Annotated in this window: 16 protein-coding genes and 1 riboswitch; of the genes, 7 read left to right on the forward strand and 9 right to left on the reverse strand. The window is 67.4% G+C overall.

The window, feature by feature from the left end; all coding sequences use genetic code 11:
* The first annotated feature begins 24 nt into the window (after positions 1-24).
* A complete protein-coding gene (locus VD997_06730; GenBank protein HYE61673.1) occupies positions 25-948 on the forward strand; it encodes an ABC transporter substrate-binding protein in 924 nt (307 codons plus the stop codon).
* Positions 949-1,120: 172 nt separating this feature from the next.
* Positions 1,121-1,582 (forward strand): DUF6036 family nucleotidyltransferase, encoded by a 462-nt coding sequence (locus tag VD997_06735; protein HYE61674.1) that lies wholly within the window; start codon positions 1,121-1,123, stop codon positions 1,580-1,582.
* Here VD997_06735 and fusA read toward each other — a convergent pair whose 3' ends face one another.
* Positions 1,583-3,661 carry an elongation factor G gene (fusA, locus tag VD997_06740; GenBank protein HYE61675.1) on the reverse strand — a complete coding sequence of 693 codons (2,079 nt, stop codon included), beginning with the start codon at positions 3,659-3,661 and terminating at the stop codon, positions 1,583-1,585.
* A 195-nt stretch (positions 3,662-3,856) separates the two neighbouring features.
* Between fusA and gltX the strand changes: the two genes are divergently transcribed.
* The 3 genes from gltX to serA all read left to right on the forward strand — a co-directional run bounded on the left by gltX (position 3,857) and on the right by serA (position 7,946).
* Positions 3,857-5,614: a glutamate--tRNA ligase gene (gltX, locus tag VD997_06745; GenBank protein HYE61676.1), complete on the forward strand. Its 1,758-nt coding sequence runs from the start codon at positions 3,857-3,859 to the stop codon at positions 5,612-5,614.
* Between the two features lie 64 nt (positions 5,615-5,678).
* Positions 5,679-6,641 carry an undecaprenyl-diphosphate phosphatase gene (locus VD997_06750; GenBank protein HYE61677.1) on the forward strand — a complete coding sequence of 321 codons (963 nt, stop codon included), beginning with the start codon at positions 5,679-5,681 and terminating at the stop codon, positions 6,639-6,641.
* A 33-nt stretch (positions 6,642-6,674) separates the two neighbouring features.
* Positions 6,675-7,946: a phosphoglycerate dehydrogenase gene (gene serA / locus VD997_06755; protein ID HYE61678.1), complete on the forward strand. Its 1,272-nt coding sequence runs from the start codon at positions 6,675-6,677 to the stop codon at positions 7,944-7,946.
* Between the two features lie 82 nt (positions 7,947-8,028).
* Here serA and VD997_06760 read toward each other — a convergent pair whose 3' ends face one another.
* The 7 genes from VD997_06760 to VD997_06790 form a co-directional block, all read right to left on the reverse strand.
* The gene (locus VD997_06760) at positions 8,029-8,538 is read right to left on the reverse strand and encodes a GNAT family protein (protein ID HYE61679.1); all 510 of its coding nucleotides are present in this window, start codon (positions 8,536-8,538) and stop codon (positions 8,029-8,031) included.
* Positions 8,539-8,631: 93 nt separating this feature from the next.
* Positions 8,632-9,705, reverse strand: coding sequence for an NAD(P)-dependent alcohol dehydrogenase (locus VD997_06765; protein ID HYE61680.1), 1,074 nt, complete (start codon positions 9,703-9,705; stop codon positions 8,632-8,634).
* A gap of 93 nt (positions 9,706-9,798) precedes the next feature.
* On the reverse strand, positions 9,799-10,428 hold the full coding sequence (locus tag VD997_06770; protein HYE61681.1) for a hypothetical protein: 630 nt from the start codon (positions 10,426-10,428) through the stop codon (positions 9,799-9,801).
* An 80-nt stretch (positions 10,429-10,508) separates the two neighbouring features.
* The gene (locus VD997_06775; protein HYE61682.1) at positions 10,509-11,384 is read right to left on the reverse strand and encodes an N-acetyltransferase; all 876 of its coding nucleotides are present in this window, start codon (positions 11,382-11,384) and stop codon (positions 10,509-10,511) included.
* Positions 11,385-11,388: 4 nt separating this feature from the next.
* Positions 11,389-11,958: a nucleotidyltransferase family protein gene (locus tag VD997_06780; GenBank protein ID HYE61683.1), complete on the reverse strand. Its 570-nt coding sequence runs from the start codon at positions 11,956-11,958 to the stop codon at positions 11,389-11,391.
* Between the two features lie 308 nt (positions 11,959-12,266).
* Positions 12,267-14,348, reverse strand: a complete 2,082-nt coding sequence (thiC, locus tag VD997_06785) for a phosphomethylpyrimidine synthase (GenBank protein HYE61684.1) — start codon at positions 14,346-14,348, stop codon at positions 12,267-12,269.
* A gap of 44 nt (positions 14,349-14,392) precedes the next feature.
* The gene (locus VD997_06790; GenBank protein ID HYE61685.1) at positions 14,393-14,908 is read right to left on the reverse strand and encodes a hypothetical protein; all 516 of its coding nucleotides are present in this window, start codon (positions 14,906-14,908) and stop codon (positions 14,393-14,395) included.
* A riboswitch (TPP riboswitch) is annotated at positions 14,900-15,001 on the reverse strand. Its footprint overlaps the gene before it by 9 nt.
* Positions 15,002-15,022: 21 nt before the next feature.
* On the opposite strand from VD997_06790, the gene VD997_06795 reads away from it, so the two are divergent.
* Positions 15,023-15,574: a DUF1697 domain-containing protein gene (locus VD997_06795; GenBank protein ID HYE61686.1), complete on the forward strand. Its 552-nt coding sequence runs from the start codon at positions 15,023-15,025 to the stop codon at positions 15,572-15,574.
* Positions 15,575-15,658: 84 nt separating this feature from the next.
* Positions 15,659-16,543 carry an alpha/beta hydrolase gene (locus VD997_06800; protein ID HYE61687.1) on the forward strand — a complete coding sequence of 295 codons (885 nt, stop codon included), beginning with the start codon at positions 15,659-15,661 and terminating at the stop codon, positions 16,541-16,543.
* A 42-nt stretch (positions 16,544-16,585) separates the two neighbouring features.
* On the opposite strand, the gene VD997_06805 is transcribed toward VD997_06800, so the two are convergent.
* The gene (locus tag VD997_06805; GenBank protein HYE61688.1) at positions 16,586-17,401 is read right to left on the reverse strand and encodes a HEAT repeat domain-containing protein; all 816 of its coding nucleotides are present in this window, start codon (positions 17,399-17,401) and stop codon (positions 16,586-16,588) included.
* Between the last annotated feature and the right edge of the window lie 32 nt (positions 17,402-17,433).

The following is a 17,433-nucleotide window of genomic DNA, read 5'->3' on the forward strand; positions in this document are numbered from 1 at the left end:
ACGCGGAGGCACGATCATGAGGACATGATCGTGGCACGGGTGTTCTGCCTCATCGCGTGTGTGGCCTCGATCATGGTTGGGTGTGAGCGGAAACCGGCGGTGGTCGAGCCAAGGCCGAGCGGTCCGCGGGTGGTGGTGCACAGCCCGGCGGTGGGTGTGATTGTGCGGGACCTGGGGCGTGCGGAGATGGTGGTCGGGCGGCACGGGCATGACATCGTGCTGCCCAGGTCGCTGCCGGTGGTGGGGTCACAGGAGGGGTTTGACTACGAGGCCCTGCTGCGGGCGAGGCCGACGCACGTGATTGCGCAGTGGGGCTCGCGCGAGCTGCCGACGCGCCTGGTGGAGATGTCAAAGGCGAACGGGTGGCAGTTGCTGGACACGCGCCTGCTGTCGCTGTCGGATGTGCGGAGCGACACGGTCGCGGTGGATGCGTTCCTGTGCGCGGCGCGGGGGGTGATGCCGCCGAGCGCGGAATGCACGACCCTGGTCGAGCGCATGGACCGGGCATGGACCACGCGCGGGGAGGGGTTCAAGGAGCTGGGGCGGGTGCTGCTGCTGGTATCGGCCTCGCCACCCGCGGCGTTCGGGCCGGGGTCGTGCCACCACGAGGTGCTGGAGCGGATCGGGGGCGTGCCTGCGATCACGGAGGGGAGCGCGTACATCGAGCTGGACACGGAGCGGCTGCTGCGGATCGCGCCGGAGGTGATCGTGCTGGTGTCGCCGCGGGGGTACGGGGTAGAGGCGAGTGAGGAGACGCGGGCGCGGGGGGCAGCGAAGCTGGAGGCGCTGCGGGGGTTGCGGGTGCCGGCAGTGGAGCGGGGGCGGGTCGCGGTGATTGATGACCCGCTGGCGCAGCTGCCCAGCACGAGCATGATTGGGTTCGCGGAGGAGCTGGCGGGGGTGCTGGAGGGGATGCGTGCCCCCTCCCCACGAAGCACCGCGCCGTAGCGGAACCTATAATCAAACATGGCTGATTCGCAGGCCAACCCTCCATTCCGCCTCGATCGAACCGCATTCTCGGTGGTCCCGATCGAGCAGCAGGAGGACGAGGGTGCGTATTGGGCAACAAAGTCATCCGAGGAGCGGATACGAGCGCTCTTGTACCTACGGTGGATCGCCTATGGACCTGCGGCTACCGGAAGACTTCAAAGAGTTCTTGAGGTTGCTGAACTCGGAGCAGGTTGAGTACCTCTTGGTAGGCGGGTTCGCGGTCGGGCATCATGGCTACCCCAGACCAACGGGTGATCTCGACATCTGGATCGCGATCAGTGAACAAAATGCGAATCGGCTTCTGAGCGCACTCACCAAGTTCGGTTTCGGGGGCACGGGTGTAGGTACGGATTTATTCCTCAAGCCTCGGACCGTAGTACGGATGGGACATCCACCGGTCAAGATCGAGATCATCACCTCGGCGGCCGGTGTTGACTTCGCGGACTGCTTCGCGCGTCGACAGATGGCAGTCATCGACGGCGTATCGGCCGCGGTGATTAGCCGCAACGACCTGCTGATCAACAAGCGCGCGGCCGGCCGCCCCAAGGACGTGAATGACGTGCAAGTCCTGGAAGGCAACAACCCTGCCTGATCACTCCGCGTCGGCCTTGGGCTTGTAAGCCGCGACGACCGCGGCCTGGATCTGCGGGGGGGTGCGTTCGCTGTGGCTGTAGTCCATGGTGAAGCTGCCGGCGCCGCCGGTCATGCTCTTGAGCTCGTTGGAGTAGTTCTGGAGCTCGCTGAGTGGGGCTTCGGCGCGGACGACGCAGACGTCGGACGAGAGCATGTCGGTGGACTGCACGCGCCCGCGCTTGGTGGAGATCTGGCCGGCGAGGTCGCCCATGTAGCGGCTGGGGGCGGTGATCTCGAGGGCGACAAAGGGCTCCATGAGCACGGGCTTGGCCTTCTGCACGGCGTCGATGAAGGCCTTGCGGCCCGCGGTGATGAAGGCGATTTCCTTGCTGTCCACGTCGTGGTACTTGCCGTCGTAGACCTCGACGCGCACGCCGGTGAGCGGGTAGCCGGCGACGGCGCCCTCCTGGAGCACCTGCCGCACGCCCTTCTCGATGGCGGGGATGAAGTTGCGGGGGATGCTGCCGCCCACCGTGGCGTTCTCGAACTCGAAGCCCTCGGGGTGGTCGGCGGGGAGGGGCACGACGCGGAGGTAGACCTCGCCGAACTGTCCCGCGCCGCCGGTCTGCTTCTTGTGGCGGTGGTGGCCCTCGGCACGGGCGGTGATGGTCTCCTTGTACGCGACCTTGGGCGTGGTGGTGATCAGCTCGATGCCGTACTGGTGCTTGAAGCGCTCGATGATGATGCGGAGGTGGAGTTCGCCCAGCCCACGCATGATGGTCTGGTTGGTGGCGGCGATGCGCTCGACGATGAAGCAGGGGTCCTCGGCCATGAGCTTGTGGGTGGCGGCGCTGAACTTGGTCTCGTCGGCGTGGTTCTTGAGCTCGATGGCGAGGCCGTACATGGGCTTCGGAAGAGGCAGCGGCAGCAGGTGGACGCTGTCGAGCTCGTGGCTGTCGTGGATGACGCCGTTGAACTTGATCTCGTCGATCTTGGCGATAGCGCCGATGGCGCCGGGTCCGACCTCACTGACCTCGACGTGCTCCTTGCCCTGGAGCAGGAAGAGGTGGCCGAGTTTCACGGGCTTCTTGTGGTCGTCGATGAGCACCTCGGCCTTGGCCTTGACGGTGCCCTGGTGGACGCGGAAGTAGCCGAGCTTGCCCAGGAAGGGGTCGGTGGCGACCTTGAAGATGTGGGCGAGGAGCTTGGCGTTGGCGTCCCCGGGTTTGCTGTGCCACTCCTGCTCGGTGCCGTCCGCTTGACGCATCTGGAACTCGGGCGGGTTCACCTCCAGCGGGCTGGGGCAGAGGCTGGCGAAGATGTGCAGCAGGTCGTCGGCGCCCACGCCGGTCTTGGCGGAGACGAAGCAGATGGGGACGAGGTGGGCGTCCTCGAGGGCCTTCTCGAACGCGGCGTGCAGCTTCTGCGGGTCAAAGCCCTCACCCTTCTCGAGGTACTGCATGGTGAGGTCCTCATCGAGCTCGATGACCTGCTCGACGATGGCCTTGTGGGCCTCCTTGACGGAGGAGAAGTCGGCCTGGTTACCGGCGGAGTCGTTGCCGTCGTGCTCGAAGACGTTGACGACCTTCTTGCCCTTGAGGCTGGGGAGGTTGATGGGCAGGCAGATGGGGCCGAAGGCCTTCTGCAGCTGGCTGACGATGTCCTCGAGCATGCCGTCCTGCACCTCGTCGATCTTGTTGACGATGAGCATGCGGGGGATCTTGCGGTCCTCGGCGACCTTCATCATTCGCCGAGTGATGGAGTCGATGCCCTTGTTGGGGTCGATGACGACGGCGACGGTCTCGGCCGCGGGGAAGCACGCGATGGCGTGCCCGATGAAGTCGGCCAGACCGGGGGTGTCGATGACGTTGACGAGGTGGCCCTCGTAGTCGAAGTGGACGAGGGTGGTGTGGAGGGAGTGCTTGTGGGACTTCTCTTCGTCGGTGTAGTCGGAGACGGTGTTGCCCTCGAGGACCGTTCCGAGGCGCTTGGTGCTGCCGGTAGAGAAGAGGAGCCGCTCAACGAGGGAGGTTTTGCCCGACCCTCCGGGCCCCACCAGGACAATGTTGCGGATGTCGGCGGCGGGGCGGGTGGGCATGGGATGTACCTCCTCAAGTCGGGTTTTTCGGCCAGGGCCCTTCGGGGCCCCTCACGGGTTCAGTGTAAAGCGTGAGTCAAGGGATCGGAAGGGTGGCGTTGGCATTTTGCCGGGCGCAGAATGTGCGGGGGGCGGGCACGGGCGGACCACCGAGAAGAAGACTTCTCGGTGGCACGGTCGGACTAACCTCGGGGTATGCCCGACACGATCACCCGCTTCGCCCCCAGCCCCACCGGGCACCTGCACATCGGCGGGGCCCGCACCGCCCTGTTCTGCTGGGCCTTTTCGCGCAAGCACCACGGGCACTTCATCCTGCGCATCGAGGACACCGACCAGGCCCGCTCCAGCGAGGCGTCGGCCCGCGGCATCATGGAGGACCTGGCGTGGCTGGGGATTCTGTGGGACGAGGGGCCGGAGTTCACGGCGGTGAACAACCACGGGAAGTCGAGCCGCGTGGGGGGCAACCCGCGGAACGTGGAGGGCACGTTCTTCCAGGCGCAGCGGCTGCACATCTACAACCGGTTCATCCTGAAGCTGGTGGGCGAGGGGAAGGCGTACCCGGCGTTCGAGTCGGCGGAGGAGCTGGACGCGAAGCGGAAGGCCGCGCTGGCGAGGAAGGAGACGTACCGGTACGACCGGGCGGCGCTGGCCATTCCTCTGGAGGAGCGGCTGGATCGGATGAAGGAGGCGGATGCGAAGGGCGTGCCGTATGTCATTCGGTTCCGCGCGCCGGACGAGGCGATCCATGTCGATGACGAGGTGCTGGGGGAGGTCAAGTACGCGGCCGGGGAGCTGGAGGACTTCGTCATCCGCAAGGCGGACGGGTTCCCCTTGTACAACTTCGCGGTCGTGATTGATGACTACACGATGGGCGTGACGCACGTGTTGCGGGCGCAGGAGCACCTGAACAACACGCCGCGCCAGGTCGCGCTGCAGAAGGCGCTGGGCTTCCCGCACCCCAAGTACGCCCACATGCCGCTGATCCAGAACATGGATGGCAGCAAGATGAGCAAGCGGGACAAGGCGAAGGCGGCCCGCAAGGCGGTAAAGGATTTTCTGGCGGGGCAGGGGCAGGGGGCGTTCAAGAGTTTGACGCGGAGCGGTAAGAAGGACGCCGATGTTGCTGTTGTGCTCGCGGCGCTTCACGAGGTGGACGAGGGGCTGACCGGGAAGCAGCTGGGCGACTTCATCGAGGGCGAGTCGGACGACATCACGGTGGCGGAGCGGATCGCGCGGCGGTTCGGGCTGGCGCTGCCGGAGATCGAGGTGCACGACTTCCGCAAGGCGGGGTACCTGCCGGAGGTGATCTGCAACTTCGTGGCCCTGCTGGGGTGGAGCCCGGGCGAGAACGTGGAGAAGTTCTCGATGGACTTCCTCGCCAGCCGCTTTGACCTGGAGCGGATCGGCAAGACCAACGCGAAGTTCGACCGCGTGAAGCTGCTGGCGTTCAACGGCGACGCGATGGCGGCGATGTCGGCGGATGTGTTCCAGGAGCGGCTGCGGGTGTGGGCTGCGGAGTTTGAGCCGGCGCTGGTGGAGCGGTTCAGCGGGGAGCGGTGGGCGCTGTTCGCCGAGACCGTGAAGGCGCGGTGCAAGGTCTTCGGGGACGCGGCCAAGCAGGCGGCGTTCGCGCTGGTTGCCGATGACGGGTACACCTTCGATCCCGCGGCGGTGAAGAAGTCGCTCCAGGGCGGCACGCCGACGGGGCTGTCGCTGCTGCAGGGCATCCTGGCGGATGTGCGGGCGGCGCAGCAGTTTGACCCGGTGTCGGTGCAGGCGCTGCTGGACCACTTCGCGGCCATGCAGGGCGTGCAGGTGGGGAGTGTGGCCCAGCCGCTGCGGGTGGCGCTGACGGGCGGGGGGGTGTCGCCGCCGATCAACCTCGTCATGGCGCTGCTGGGGAGGGACGCGGTGGTGCGGCGGATCGAGCGGTGTATCAACAGTTGCAGTTGATCCCCGAGTCTCCATTTTTCCGCTTTCCGCTTTCCGGTTTCCGCTTTTCCTACACTCCGCCCGCATGCGTGAGCTTGAACTGTGGCAGGCGGTGGTGCTCGGTGTCGTCGAGGGTGTCACCGAGTACCTGCCCATCAGCTCGACCGGGCACCTGATCCTCGCCAGCGCGGCGATGGAACTCGACCTCGAGTCGCAGGCGGTCAAGGACTTCGGCATCGTCATCCAGGGCGGGGCGATCCTGGCGGTGCTGGGGCTGTACTGGCCGGCGGTGGTGAAGATGCTCCAGGGGCTGATCGGCAGGGACACGCAGGGGCTGCGGCTGCTGGCGAACCTGGTCATCGCGTTCCTGCCGTCGGCGGTGGTCGGGCTGCTGCTCAACAAGTGGATCGACTCGCACCTCATGGGCGTGCTGCCGGTGATGGCGGCAGTGCTCGTGGGCGGCGTGTACATGATCGGCGTGGACCTGTGGGGGCAGGGGCGGCTGGGACGTGCGGGGGCGATGCGGCCGTGGCGGGCGGAGCCAAAGTCGATCTATGACGTGACGGCGCGTGAGGCGCTCATGATCGGGCTGCTGCAGTGCTTCGCGCTGTGGCCGGGGACGAGCCGGTCGATGATGACTATTTCGGGCGGGCTGTTCGCAGGCCTGCGGGGAAGGGAGGCCGCGCAGTTCAGTTTCCTGCTGGGGCTGCCCACGCTGACGGCGGCCACGCTGTACAAGCTGTACAAGAACCTGAGCCACGCGAAGGAGACGGGGACGCCGAACATGTTCGAGGTGCTGGGCGTGGGCGCGTGCGTGCTGGGGATCGCGGTCGCGGCGGTCTCGGCGGGTGTCGCGGTGAAGTGGCTGGTGGGGTTCCTGACGCGGCACGGCCTAGCGCCCTTCGGGTGGTACCGCATCGGGCTGTTTGTGGTGCTGGTGGTGCTCAGTCTCACGGGGGTTCTGTCGATAGGAGGGGGCGCGGGGCAGGATGACACGAGGCCGCCGCAGACGGTGGCGCCGCTGAGCTGGCCTGAGGAGAAGAGATAGGAGCCGCCGCGGAGCGGCGGGGTACCCAAAGAGATGAAGACGAGCTTCCCCAAGGACAAGATCAGGGTCGTGCTGGTGGAGAACATCCACCCCGAGGGCGCGGCCATGCTCCGCAAGGAGGGGTTCAGCGTCGAAACGCTGAGCGGCGCCCCCGACGAGGCCAAGCTGCTGAAGCTGGTGGTCGATGCGCATGTGCTGGGGATCCGCAGCAAGACGGAGGTGACGCAGCGCGTGCTGGACGCGGCGCCGCGTCTGCTGGCGGTGGGCGCGTTCTGCATCGGGACCAACCAGATCGACCTCGCGGCCGCGCGGAAGCAAGGCGTGCCGGTGTTCAACTCGCCCTTCAGCAACACGCGCTCGGTGGCGGAGCTGACCATCGCGGAGGTGATCGCGCTGTACCGGCGGCTGACGGAGAAGACGGTGCAGATGCACGCGGGGGTGTGGGACAAGTCGGCGAGCGGGGCCCACGAGGTGCGGGGGCGGACGCTGGGGATCGTGGGCTATGGGCATATCGGGTCGCAGGTGTCGGTGCTGGCCGAGGCGCTGGGCATGCGGGTGCTGTTCTACGACATCGTGCCCAAGATGGCGATGGGCAACGCCCGCGCGGTGAAGAGCCTGGGCGAGCTGCTCAAGGAGAGCGACGTCGTTACGCTGCACGTGCCGGCGACGGAGGCGACACGCGGCCTGATCGGGGCGGCGCAGCTGAAGAAGATGCGCGCAGAAAGCTACCTGATCAACAACAGCCGCGGCAGTGTCGTGGATGTGTCGGCTCTCTCGGAGGCGCTGAGGAGCGGGCACCTGGCGGGGGCGGCGCTGGACGTGTTTCCCGACGAGCCGGCGCACAAGGACCAGCCGTTCCACTCGCCGTTGCGGGGGCTCGCGAATGTGATCCTGACGCCGCACGTGGGGGGCTCGACTGAAGAGGCGCAGGCGACGATCGCGGATGACGTGTGCACCAAGCTGCTGAAGTTCGTCAACGTGGGCAGCACCACCGGCGCGGTGAACGTGCCCGAGGTGGAGCTGCCCGAGCAGCCGGGGACGCAGGCGATGGCGGATGAGGAGGTGAAGGCGGTGCCGGTGCAGCGTCCGCACCGCATCCTGCACTTCCACCGCAACGTCCCGGGCGTGCTGAGCAACATGCACCGGGCGATCGCGGAGATCGGGGCGAATATCTCGGCGGAGTACCTGCGGACCAGCGAGGAAGTGGGTTACGTCGTCCTGGACGTGGACCCCACCGACGGTGAGCAGGTGCTGGCGCGGCTGCGGGAAATCCCCGAGACGATCCGCGTGCGGATGCTGTGGTGAGTGGGTGCCAAACACCGAGGCACGGAGAGCACGAAGTTTGAGCTGAGGTTTCGGCGGCTGGTGTCGTCACGTACGCCCGCTGCTAGAGCGCCCGCTCCCAGCGGTCCACGGCCATCCCGTCCTCGGTGGCCTTGCCGATGAGCGTGAACCCGCAGCGGCGGAGCACGCCGCCCGAAGCGGGGTCGCCGCTGAGGGTGTGGGCACGCACGTGGGTGACGCGCCCGAGCGTGCGGAGCCACTCCAGCAGCAGCCCCACCGCCTCGCTGGCGATGCCCTTGCGCTGCTGCGAGGCCACGACGCCGTAGCCGATCTCGAGCACCGCGCGGCCGTCACCCTCATTGGCGGGCGGGCCCTTGCAGCCGAGGGTGCCGATGATGAGCTCGCCGCCGGGTTGCCGCAGGTAGATGAACCACGAGGTCCAAAGCGGCTCATCGGGGTGCGCCTGCGCCTTCTCCAGCAGCCAGCGGATGGGCCCCTCGTCCCAGTGCTCGGGTGGCCAGTCCGCGGGAACGGGGCACCCGACCGCGTCCTCGAAGGCTGCGCGTGACTCGAGCTCAGCAAGCAGCTGCTCAACGGTTGCAGGGCGGACCACCAGACGCGGTGACCTCAACGGACCTGCACCCATCGCCACCCTTCCCTCCACTCTGTCCCCCCTCAGTGCTCTCCGTGTCTCAGTGTTTGGTCCTCACTTCTTCAGCGAAGACATATCAATCACGAAGCGGTACTTCACATCGCTGCGGAGCATCCGCTCGTACGCCTCGTTGATCTTCTGCATTGGGATGATCTCGATGTCGCTGACGATGCCGTGCTTGGCGCAGAAGTCGAGCATCTCCTGTGTCTCCTTGATGCCGCCGATGAGCGAGCCGGCGATGCGGCGGCGGCCCATGATCATCGGGAACATCTGGATGGGCGGGTGCGGGTGCTCGGGGGGCGGGGCGCCCACGCAGCACATGGTGCCGTCGCGCTTCAGCTGGGCGATGAGCGGGTTGAGGTCGTGCGAGGCGGAGACGGTGTTGACGATGAAGTCCAGCGTGCCCGCGTGCCGCTTCATCTGCTCCGCGTCCTTGCTGATCACCACCTCGCTCGCGCCCATGCGGAGGGCGTCCTTGGCCTTGTCGGGGCTGGTGGTGTAGAGGACGACCTCGGCGCCCATCGCGGCCGCGAGCTTCACGGCCATGTGGCCCAGCCCCCCCAGGCCGACGACCCCGACCTTGGACTCATCGTGCACATCCCACTCGCGGAGCGGTGAGTAGGTAGTGATGCCCGCGCACAGGAGCGGGGCCGCGCCGGCGGGGTCGAGCTTGTCGCTCAGCCTGAGGACGAAGTCCTGGTCAACAACCACGGAGGTCGAGTACCCGCCGAAGGTGTGCCCGCCCTCGTGCACGTCTACGCCGTTGTAGGTGAACACCACCGGCTTGCCGCCCGCGCTCTCGCAGTAGTTTTCGAGCCCTTCCTTGCAGCTGCGGCACGTGCGGCAGGAGTCCACCAGACACCCCACCGCGGCCATGTCGCCGACCTTGTGCTTCTTCACCTGAGCGCCCACGCGCGTGATGCGGCCGACGATCTCGTGCCCCGGCACGCAGGGGTACAGCGTGTTGAGCCACTCGTTGCGGGCCTGGTGCAGGTCGCTGTGGCACACGCCGCAGAAGAGAATGTCGATCTCGACGTCGGTTGGCAGCGGGTCGCGACGCTGGATGCTCATGGCGTTCAGCGGGGTCTTGGCGTCAGGGTTGCCGAACGCGGCGACAGTTTTGGGCATGGGGACGGGCTCCTGGTGTGCCGATGCTAGTGCCGGTGGATCGGGCGCGTGTGAAGCGGCGCTTCAGATTCACAGACACTTCGGGGTGGAACCTCAGCGGCCATTTGCACGCCGCTCAGCCTGGCTGATCGCAAAGATCAGTTCCTGAACCCGATTACCGAGCTCCGCGAATGGACCCGTACCGCTGCTCAACTGTGCCACCGAGTCACTTGCGGTGAACAGCCCCTGATCGGTGATCACCGTAAACCGCATCTCCTCTACACCGGGTAACGGAATGAGTGGGGAGGGCGACATGAGTGGCAGCACCTGTGCAGCCTCGTCCAGCACCTTGATTCCCGCGTCGCGCACGCCCGGTTGGTCTCCCGCGCCGATCACCCCACCTCCACCGGAGACGTAAACACTGGCCGATCCGTCGTTCATGAACACGACGGTTGTGGTACCGATGTCCATCCCCCAATCAACGACGATCCCGTGAACCTGATGAGGGGTGACCCGGGGTGTGCCTGCGGGGACCCGGAATGTGAGGGCCCGCTCTCGCAGATCTCGATGGATATCGCGGCGATTCTCGGTGTTGGGCGCCCTCTCTACCTGCACCGGCTGGTTGCCCACCGCGCGGGGGGCGGACGCGGTGTTCTCGGCCTTCTCCTTGCATCCTGCAAAGGCCAGTAGTGCCGGAGCCGAGAGGGCGATCAGACCACGGGTAGTTCTGGCGTATGTGAACATGTGTGACAAGCTAGCACATCAGTGTGGCCGGCTGCGAGGACAGGTGAGCTTGGTTAGGTGGGGTTCACTCCGCAGCCGCTTCAGACGAATGACGCGAAGGCAGGGTGGTACTCGACGAGCCCCGAGCATCCCTTCAGCGCGGCGGGTCGCAGCTCCAGCACGCGGAACGCGCCCGGCGGCGGGTCGTAGATGCAGGTGAGGGCGCGGTGCTCGGCGGGGATGAAGCCGAAGCGGGCGTAGTAGTCGGGGTCGCCGAGGACAACGATGGCGTCGAAGCGGCGGTCGGCCGCGCGGGCAATGAGGGTGCGGATCAGGCCGGAGCCGAGGCCCTGCCGCTGGTGCTCGGGGAGCACGCCGATGGGGCCGAGGCCCAGGATCCGTGGCTCGCCCTTTTGATTCAGCGTGCATGGGCTGGCGGCGACGTGGGCGGCGACGCGGCCGTGAACCTGCGCCACCAGCGAGAAGGTGAGGGCGCGGGCGGAGTGAAGAGCATCGACCAGATTGGCTTCCGCCGGCGTGGGGAAGGCCTGTGAGTGCACCGTGTGGATGTGCTCGCGGTCAGTGGGCACTTCGTCGCGGATGATGACGGCTGGAGGCGGATCGGGCAGCCGCGCCCATACCTGCGTGTGGTTTTCATCGAAGGCGGGGAACGCGACCACGCTCCACCAGTCGGCGCGGTAGTGCTCGCAGCGGCGCTGCATCTCGGTGACGAGGGCGTCGTATCCGGTCATCTCCTCGTGCACGCACACGGGGTCGCTGCTGCCCTCGACATCGAAGCCGAGCCAGATGCGGTCGACGCCCCAGCAGTCCTGCTTCCAGGCCCTCACGGAGACGAGGTCGGGCCAGCGGAAGGACTCGATGAGGGTGTCGCCGGCGAAGACGTGCACGTCGTCGCCCTCGATGGTGACGCGGGTGGGGAGGGGCTTGGGGTCCTTCTGTTTTTTGGTACCGAACATGGCTCTACTGGTCCGCGCTCTGCTCCACCTGGGCCAGCCGCGCGCGGAGATCCGGGGGCAGCGACGCACGCACGGGCTCCGTGACGAGGCCCACTGACAGCATGTCGGCCACGTGCACCTGATCGATGGGGCGGAAGCTCGTGAGCTTCATACGGACGAGCGCGGGCAGGTCCAGCACCCAGAAACCTTCGGGGTCACGTACTGCCTCCTCTACGTCCGGCGAGGGGACTATGTACGATGGCCGGATGCGCTCGCCTGCCCAAACCAGGTGCACACCCGACTTCTTGCTGGGCTCGTCGGGGTCGATGAAGAGCACTAGGTCGCGCAGGTCTTCGCGGGCGTAGCCGAGGGAGGTCAGGGCTGCGGTGATGCGGGGTACATCCGCGCGCCGGACCAGGATGTCCACGTCCTTCGTGGCGCGAGTCGCGCCGGGATCTACGCGCCCCACCCACGCGGCAACAGCGTTACCCCCGACGACGGCGTAGCGGATGCCCGCGGCGTCGAGTGCGGCGGCGGTGCGGCGGAGTCGCTGCTGGATACGTTCGATGGCCATGATGTGGGAGGTGATGCCCACGGAGGATTGTAGCAACGACGGACCTGAAACCGGTCACAGGTGAGTTGATCGATCCAGATGCCATAAACACAACCCGTGGTAGGTGTCTGCGTCCAACACGTACACTGCGCCGGTTGCGAGGTTGCGAATCTTCCAATACAGCATGTCATCTACCCACTTGCCGCCGTGCATGATCCCATCCAAGGGATGTGTTTGCTCGAGGACTTCCGCAGACCCTTCCGCGACGGCACCGGCCAGTTCCGCGCATAGCACTCGGAACTCATCGCAGTTCAGTTCTGCCCACTCAGGCCAGCTTCCAATGTCCATGTTCAGATGACCCGGTCGTCCTTGCGGATCCCCAGCGCCGGCCGCACGTCCACCTGCACGAGCACCTCGCGCTGGACCTGCTTTGCTGTTTCGGGGTCCACGTAGTCGCTGTGGCAAGAGAGCTTGCCGTCCGCATCGGAAGACCCCTCGCTGACGCTCGGGGCTCGCTGGGCCATCGCCTTCTTCGTCTTGCTCGCGAGCTTGTGGATCTCCTCAGGGCTGAGCACGCCGCGCTTCTCGAGGATGGCCTGCTGCTCGGGGGTCAGCGCGGCGGACTTCACCGCGGCGCCCACGCGACCGTTCGCGCCCACGCGTTCGAAGCCCTCGGCCTTGCCGCTGGCGAACTCCTGGATTTCCTTGCTGATGCGGACGCTGCACCAGTCGTGCCCGCACATGGCGCAGAAGTCGGTGTCGACGTCGAGGTCCTCGTCGTGGTAGGCGCGGGCGGTGTCGGGGTCAAAGGAGAGCTCGAAGTGCTTCTCCCAGTTGAGCGCGGCCCGAGCCTTAGTGAGCTCGTCGTCGCGGTCGCGGGTGCCGGGGATGCCGAGCGCGACGTCCGCGGCGTGGGCGGCGATTTTGTAGGCGATGCAGCCCTGCTTCACGTCGTCCTTCTTGGGCAGGCCCAGGTGCTCCTTGGGCGTCACGTAGCAGAGCATGGCCGCGCCGTGGTAGGCCATGCTGGTAGCGCCGATGCAGCTGGTGATGTGGTCGTAGCCGGGAAACATGTCGGTCACGAGCGGGCCGAGCACGTAGAACGGGGCGCCGTGGCAGAGCGTGCGCTGCACCTTGGCGTTGTACTCGATCTGATCGAAGGGCACGTGGCCGGGGCCTTCGATCATCACCTGCACGCCGCGGCGCCAGGCGCGCTCGGTCAGTTCGCCGAGGGTCTCGAGCTCGGCGAGCTGGGCGTCATCGGTGGCGTCGGCGAGGCCGCCGGGGCGGAGGCCGTCGCCGATAGAGAACGTCACGTCGTACTGGCGGAGGATGTCGCAGATCTCCTCCCAGCGCGTGTACATGATGTTCTCCTGGTTGTGGACGAGCATCCACTTAGCCAGAAGCGACCCGCCGCGGCTGACGATGCCGATGAGGCGGTTCTTGACGTACTTGAGGTGGGCGCGGCGGACGCCCGCGTGGATGGTGAAGTAGTCCACACCCTGACGCGCCTGGTGGTGCAGGCTCGCCTCGATGGTCGGCCAGTCGAGGTCTTCGATCTTGCGGCCGATGATCATCGAGTAGATCGGCACGGTACCGATCGGCACGGTGGAGTGCCGGCAGAAAGCCTCGCGGCAGGCGTCGATGTCGCCGCCTGTGGAGAGGTCCATCACCGTGTCGGCCCCCCACTTCACCGCCCAGTCGAGCTTCTCGATTTCCTCGTCGGTGCCGCTGGAGACCGGGCTCGCGCCCATGTTGGCGTTGATCTTGGTGCGGCTGGCCCGCCCGATGCACATGGGGTCCAGGCGATGTCTCAAGTGGTTCACGTTCGCGGGGATCACCATGCGCCCCGCGGCCACCTCGTCGCGCACGGCCTCGGCGGCCCTGCCGGGGAAGAGCGTCTCGAAGTGCGGCTCGCGCTCCGCAACGCGGCGCATCTGCGGTGTGACAACGCCGAGGCGGGCGAACTCGAGCTGGGTAACCGGCGTGAACGCCCGCGGGTAGGTGACGCGGACGTGCTCGCCACGCGCGGTGGTGAACTCGACCTGCTTGGTCGCCTCGTTCTTGCAGCAGGAGCAGGCGGTGGTGCCCCGCGGGCCGTCGTTCTCTGGCGCGGCCTCGGCATCGGGCACATTCGGGTTCGCGCTCGCCACTCGCCCCATCCACGCGAGGCCCGCCTTCGTGCTCTTCCAGTCGGCCGCGCCCGCGGCGTCGGTGCGCTCGACCGACCATCCCTCGGGCAGGAAGTCCCAAGCCGTCTTATCGCTGGCCCGCGGCATGCCGGGGGTATCAGGGCTGGCGAACATCAGCGGACCTCCGACATCGTGCCGGAGCGCGAAGGACCCAGGCGTCGTCACGCCGCCATCATTGCCGGGGTTGCGGGCGCCGTGGAGGGGCAGGCGGAGTCGCGTCGTTGGTGCGGTATTGGTCATTGGTCAAGCCTCGGTCGATGGCCTCGCTGGCCCGGTTCGTTCGTTCAGTCGTTGCTCTCATCGGTTTCGGTCGCGGAACCACCGATGCCGTTGGACAGCCCCGCCCATGCGGCCTGGAACCACACGGCCACGGTCTCCCAGCCCTTGGGGGCCGTGCTCACCCACCGCATGGTGGTGGAATGCTGGCCCCGCTCGCAGTAGATCTCGTAGAGCACGCCGTCGACCGTGAGCCCGCCGGGCGCGGGCAGCACCGGCACGTTGAGCAGCGCGAGCTGGCCGATCAGGCTGCGGCTGTTCTCAGGATTGGCGGTGAACTGCCGCTCGTGGATGGTGGGCTTGAGCTCGCCGGCGTTGCCGGACTGCAGGCGCTGGACGTCGCCGTTGAAGTCCCAGAAGCGGACCACCACGGCCTCGCCCCCGCGGGTAGGCATGATGCCCACCGATCCCAGGCCGCCCAGGGCGACGTGGGTGGTGAGGCGGAGGGTCCAGCGGCCCTCGGTGACGGCGCGCTCGGCGAGGGCGCGCAGCTGGGCGAGGTCGGGATGTTGTTCTTGGTCCACTGATCGCTTCCCTACGCCGGTGCGAACCGGATCAGGTTCCACGGGTGCTTCTCAGCGGCGGCCCCTGTGGACGCCGCGCCCCGAGCGAATGGCCCACTGTATGCTCGCGGCCCTATGGCCATCGGGGTCGCGCTCATCCGCGGCATCAACGTCGGTTCGACCCGCTCGCTGCCCATGCAGGTGCTGCGCGAGTGCTGCGAGCGGGTGGGGATGCTGGATGTGCGGACGTACATCCAGTCGGGGAATGTGGTGTTCCGCTGGGCGGGGCCCGGGCTCGCCAGCGTCGCCGCGAAGCTCGAGGGCGAGATCGAGCAGGCAGGCGGGTTCCGTCCGGCGGTGGTGCTGCGGACCCGTGCCGAGCTGCACATGGCCGTCGCGGCCAACCCGTTCGCGGCGCGAGCGGAGAACGAGCCTGCGAAGCTGCTGGTGGTTTACCTGCAGGGCAAGCCCTCCGCGGGTGCGGGCGCGGCGCTCGATCAGGTGAAGCGGGGCAACGAGCAGCTGCGCCTGGTCGGGCGTGAGGTTTTCATCGACTTCCCCGACGGCGTCGGCAAGTCCAAGCTATCTCTGGCGGGGGTCGAGAAGGCGGTGGGCGTGGGCACGGCCCGCAACTGGAACACAACGCTGAAACTGCTGGCCATGGCCGATGAGCTCGATTGGGCTTGACGGCCGCACTGCTCCGCGAAACCCTACGCTGCTGGCGCGACACCCCGTTCCGGTGTCTACTCGCGAACCCGTGGGAGTACAACCATGACCCGCCTCCTGTCTCTGCTGTCGGTTGTCCTCGTCGTTGTCCTTGCGTTCGGCGCTGGTGGCTGCGCCGGGCGACGCGTGCCCGAGGGCACGCACAGCGCGACCTACGAGGGCTCGAAGGTCGCGTACGAGGTCCGCGGGCGCGGCCAGCCGGCGATCGTGTTCGTGCACGGGTGGGCCAGCCGCGGCTCGTTCTGGGAAGCCCAGATGAACGACCCGGGGCTGCGCGACCGCTTCACGCTGATCGCGGTCGACCTGCCGGGGCACGGCGGCAGCGACAAGCCCGACAGCAGCTACACGATGGACTCGCAGGCCGGCGCCGTGGCGGCGGTGATGCAGGACGGGGGCGTCGCGCAGGCGGTGCTCGTCGGGCACAGCAATGGCACGCCGCTGGTGCGGCAGTTCTACCGCCGTTTCCCGGAGAAGACGCTCGGCCTGGTGGTGGTCGATGGCGCACTGCGGCCGATGCTCGCGCCCGAGATGATGGACCAGTTCCTCCAGCCCTTGCGCGGCCCGGAGTACCGCACGTGGATCGACCAGTTCCTCACGCCGATGCTCGCCCCGATGAAGGACCCCGCCATGCGCGAACGGGTGAAGGCGTCGATGGCGGCGACGCCGCAGAACGTGATGGTCCGCACGATGGAGGCCGCGGCTGACCCGTCGATCTGGACCGAAGACCCGATCAAGGTGCCGGTGCTCGCGGTGATGGCGAAGTCGCCGTTCTGGACCGAGGGGTACCGCACGCACGTGGAGGGGCTGGTTCCCGACCTCGAGTACCACACGTGGGAGGGCGTGTCGCACTTCCTGATGATGGACGAGCCCGCGCGGTTCAACCAGCTGCTGCGGGAGTGGGTCGAGCGCGAGGTCCCGCGGCCGAAGTGATGAGCGAACCCGCGGCGCTCACCGCGGCTTGCAAACCGGCACCTACTTCACCGTCCCGGGAACCATCCCCACCGGCACGCCCGCCTGCTCGTTGGGCGGGCCGGGCATGAACGGGATGTGCTCCCACCACTTCTTGCCGCGGTTGAAGACGGGGTAGACGTACACGCTGCGGGCGGCGAAGAGGTTCTGGTTCGACCCGTACCACGAGAGCCACAGGGCGCGGTCGATGCCGAAGTCCTGGCCGGTGAGCGTGCGGAGCGAGGCCTGGGCGTTGCGGTTGACCGCGAGGTTCTCGTCGGCGAGGGCCTTGATCAGCGCCTCCACCACGCGGTTCTCGGGGTACTGCCCCAGAGCGCTCGCGGCCTCCATGCGCACGCCCGGCTCGGTCTCCTTCTCCACGTCGAGGCGCGCCATCAGGGGCTCGATCGCGGCGGTGCTGTGGATGCGCTGGAGGGCGCGGGTGGCCTCGGTGCGGACCATCGGGTCTTCATCGCTCAGGCGCTCGATGAGCAGCGGCGCGTGCTCGGGAGCGCCGTGAGTGCCCAGCCCGCGGGCCGCGGCGGCGCGGACGCCCGGGTCGGTGTCCTTCACGTTGTCCACAAACAGTTGGATATACACCGGCTCGCCCGCGAAGGGGGCGTTGGCGAGCAGCAGCGTGCCGCGGTAACGCTTATCAGGGTCATAGGGGTCCACGGCCCACTTGGCCGCGTCAGCAGGGCTGGGCGGGGCGAAAGCCTCGAGCACGCTCTTGGCGCCGGGCTTCATCTCGACGCCGATGGCCTCGCAACCGGTGAGTGTCGCGGCGCTGGCGAGCAGCAGAAGGGTGGGCACGAGGAGCAGGAGCCGGCGGTGCTGCATGGGCCGCGAGTATACGGACGGGCGGGTGTGAC

Source organism: Phycisphaerales bacterium (genome assembly GCA_035627955.1).
Lineage (GTDB): Bacteria > Planctomycetota > Phycisphaerae > Phycisphaerales > UBA1924 > JAEYTB01.

Excerpts from the sequence above, each read along its gene's own strand:
- VD997_06730 (HYE61673.1), top strand. The coding sequence starts at position 25 with ATGATCGTGGCACGGGTGTTCTGCCTCATCGCGTGTGTGGCCTCGATC.
- VD997_06735 (HYE61674.1), top strand. The coding sequence starts at position 1,121 with ATGGACCTGCGGCTACCGGAAGACTTCAAAGAGTTCTTGAGGTTGCTG.
- VD997_06765 (HYE61680.1), bottom strand. The coding sequence starts at position 9,705 with ATGCCCAAAACTGTCGCCGCGTTCGGCAACCCTGACGCCAAGACCCCG.
- VD997_06770 (HYE61681.1), bottom strand. The coding sequence starts at position 10,428 with ATGTTCACATACGCCAGAACTACCCGTGGTCTGATCGCCCTCTCGGCT.
- serA (HYE61678.1), top strand. The coding sequence starts at position 6,675 with ATGAAGACGAGCTTCCCCAAGGACAAGATCAGGGTCGTGCTGGTGGAG.
- VD997_06805 (HYE61688.1), bottom strand. The coding sequence starts at position 17,401 with ATGCAGCACCGCCGGCTCCTGCTCCTCGTGCCCACCCTTCTGCTGCTC.
- gltX (HYE61676.1), top strand. The coding sequence starts at position 3,857 with ATGCCCGACACGATCACCCGCTTCGCCCCCAGCCCCACCGGGCACCTG.
- fusA (HYE61675.1), bottom strand. The coding sequence starts at position 3,661 with ATGCCCACCCGCCCCGCCGCCGACATCCGCAACATTGTCCTGGTGGGG.
- VD997_06800 (HYE61687.1), top strand. The coding sequence starts at position 15,659 with ATGACCCGCCTCCTGTCTCTGCTGTCGGTTGTCCTCGTCGTTGTCCTT.
- VD997_06750 (HYE61677.1), top strand. The coding sequence starts at position 5,679 with ATGCGTGAGCTTGAACTGTGGCAGGCGGTGGTGCTCGGTGTCGTCGAG.
- thiC (HYE61684.1), bottom strand. The coding sequence starts at position 14,348 with ATGACCAATACCGCACCAACGACGCGACTCCGCCTGCCCCTCCACGGC.
- VD997_06775 (HYE61682.1), bottom strand. The coding sequence starts at position 11,384 with ATGTTCGGTACCAAAAAACAGAAGGACCCCAAGCCCCTCCCCACCCGC.
- VD997_06795 (HYE61686.1), top strand. The coding sequence starts at position 15,023 with ATGGCCATCGGGGTCGCGCTCATCCGCGGCATCAACGTCGGTTCGACC.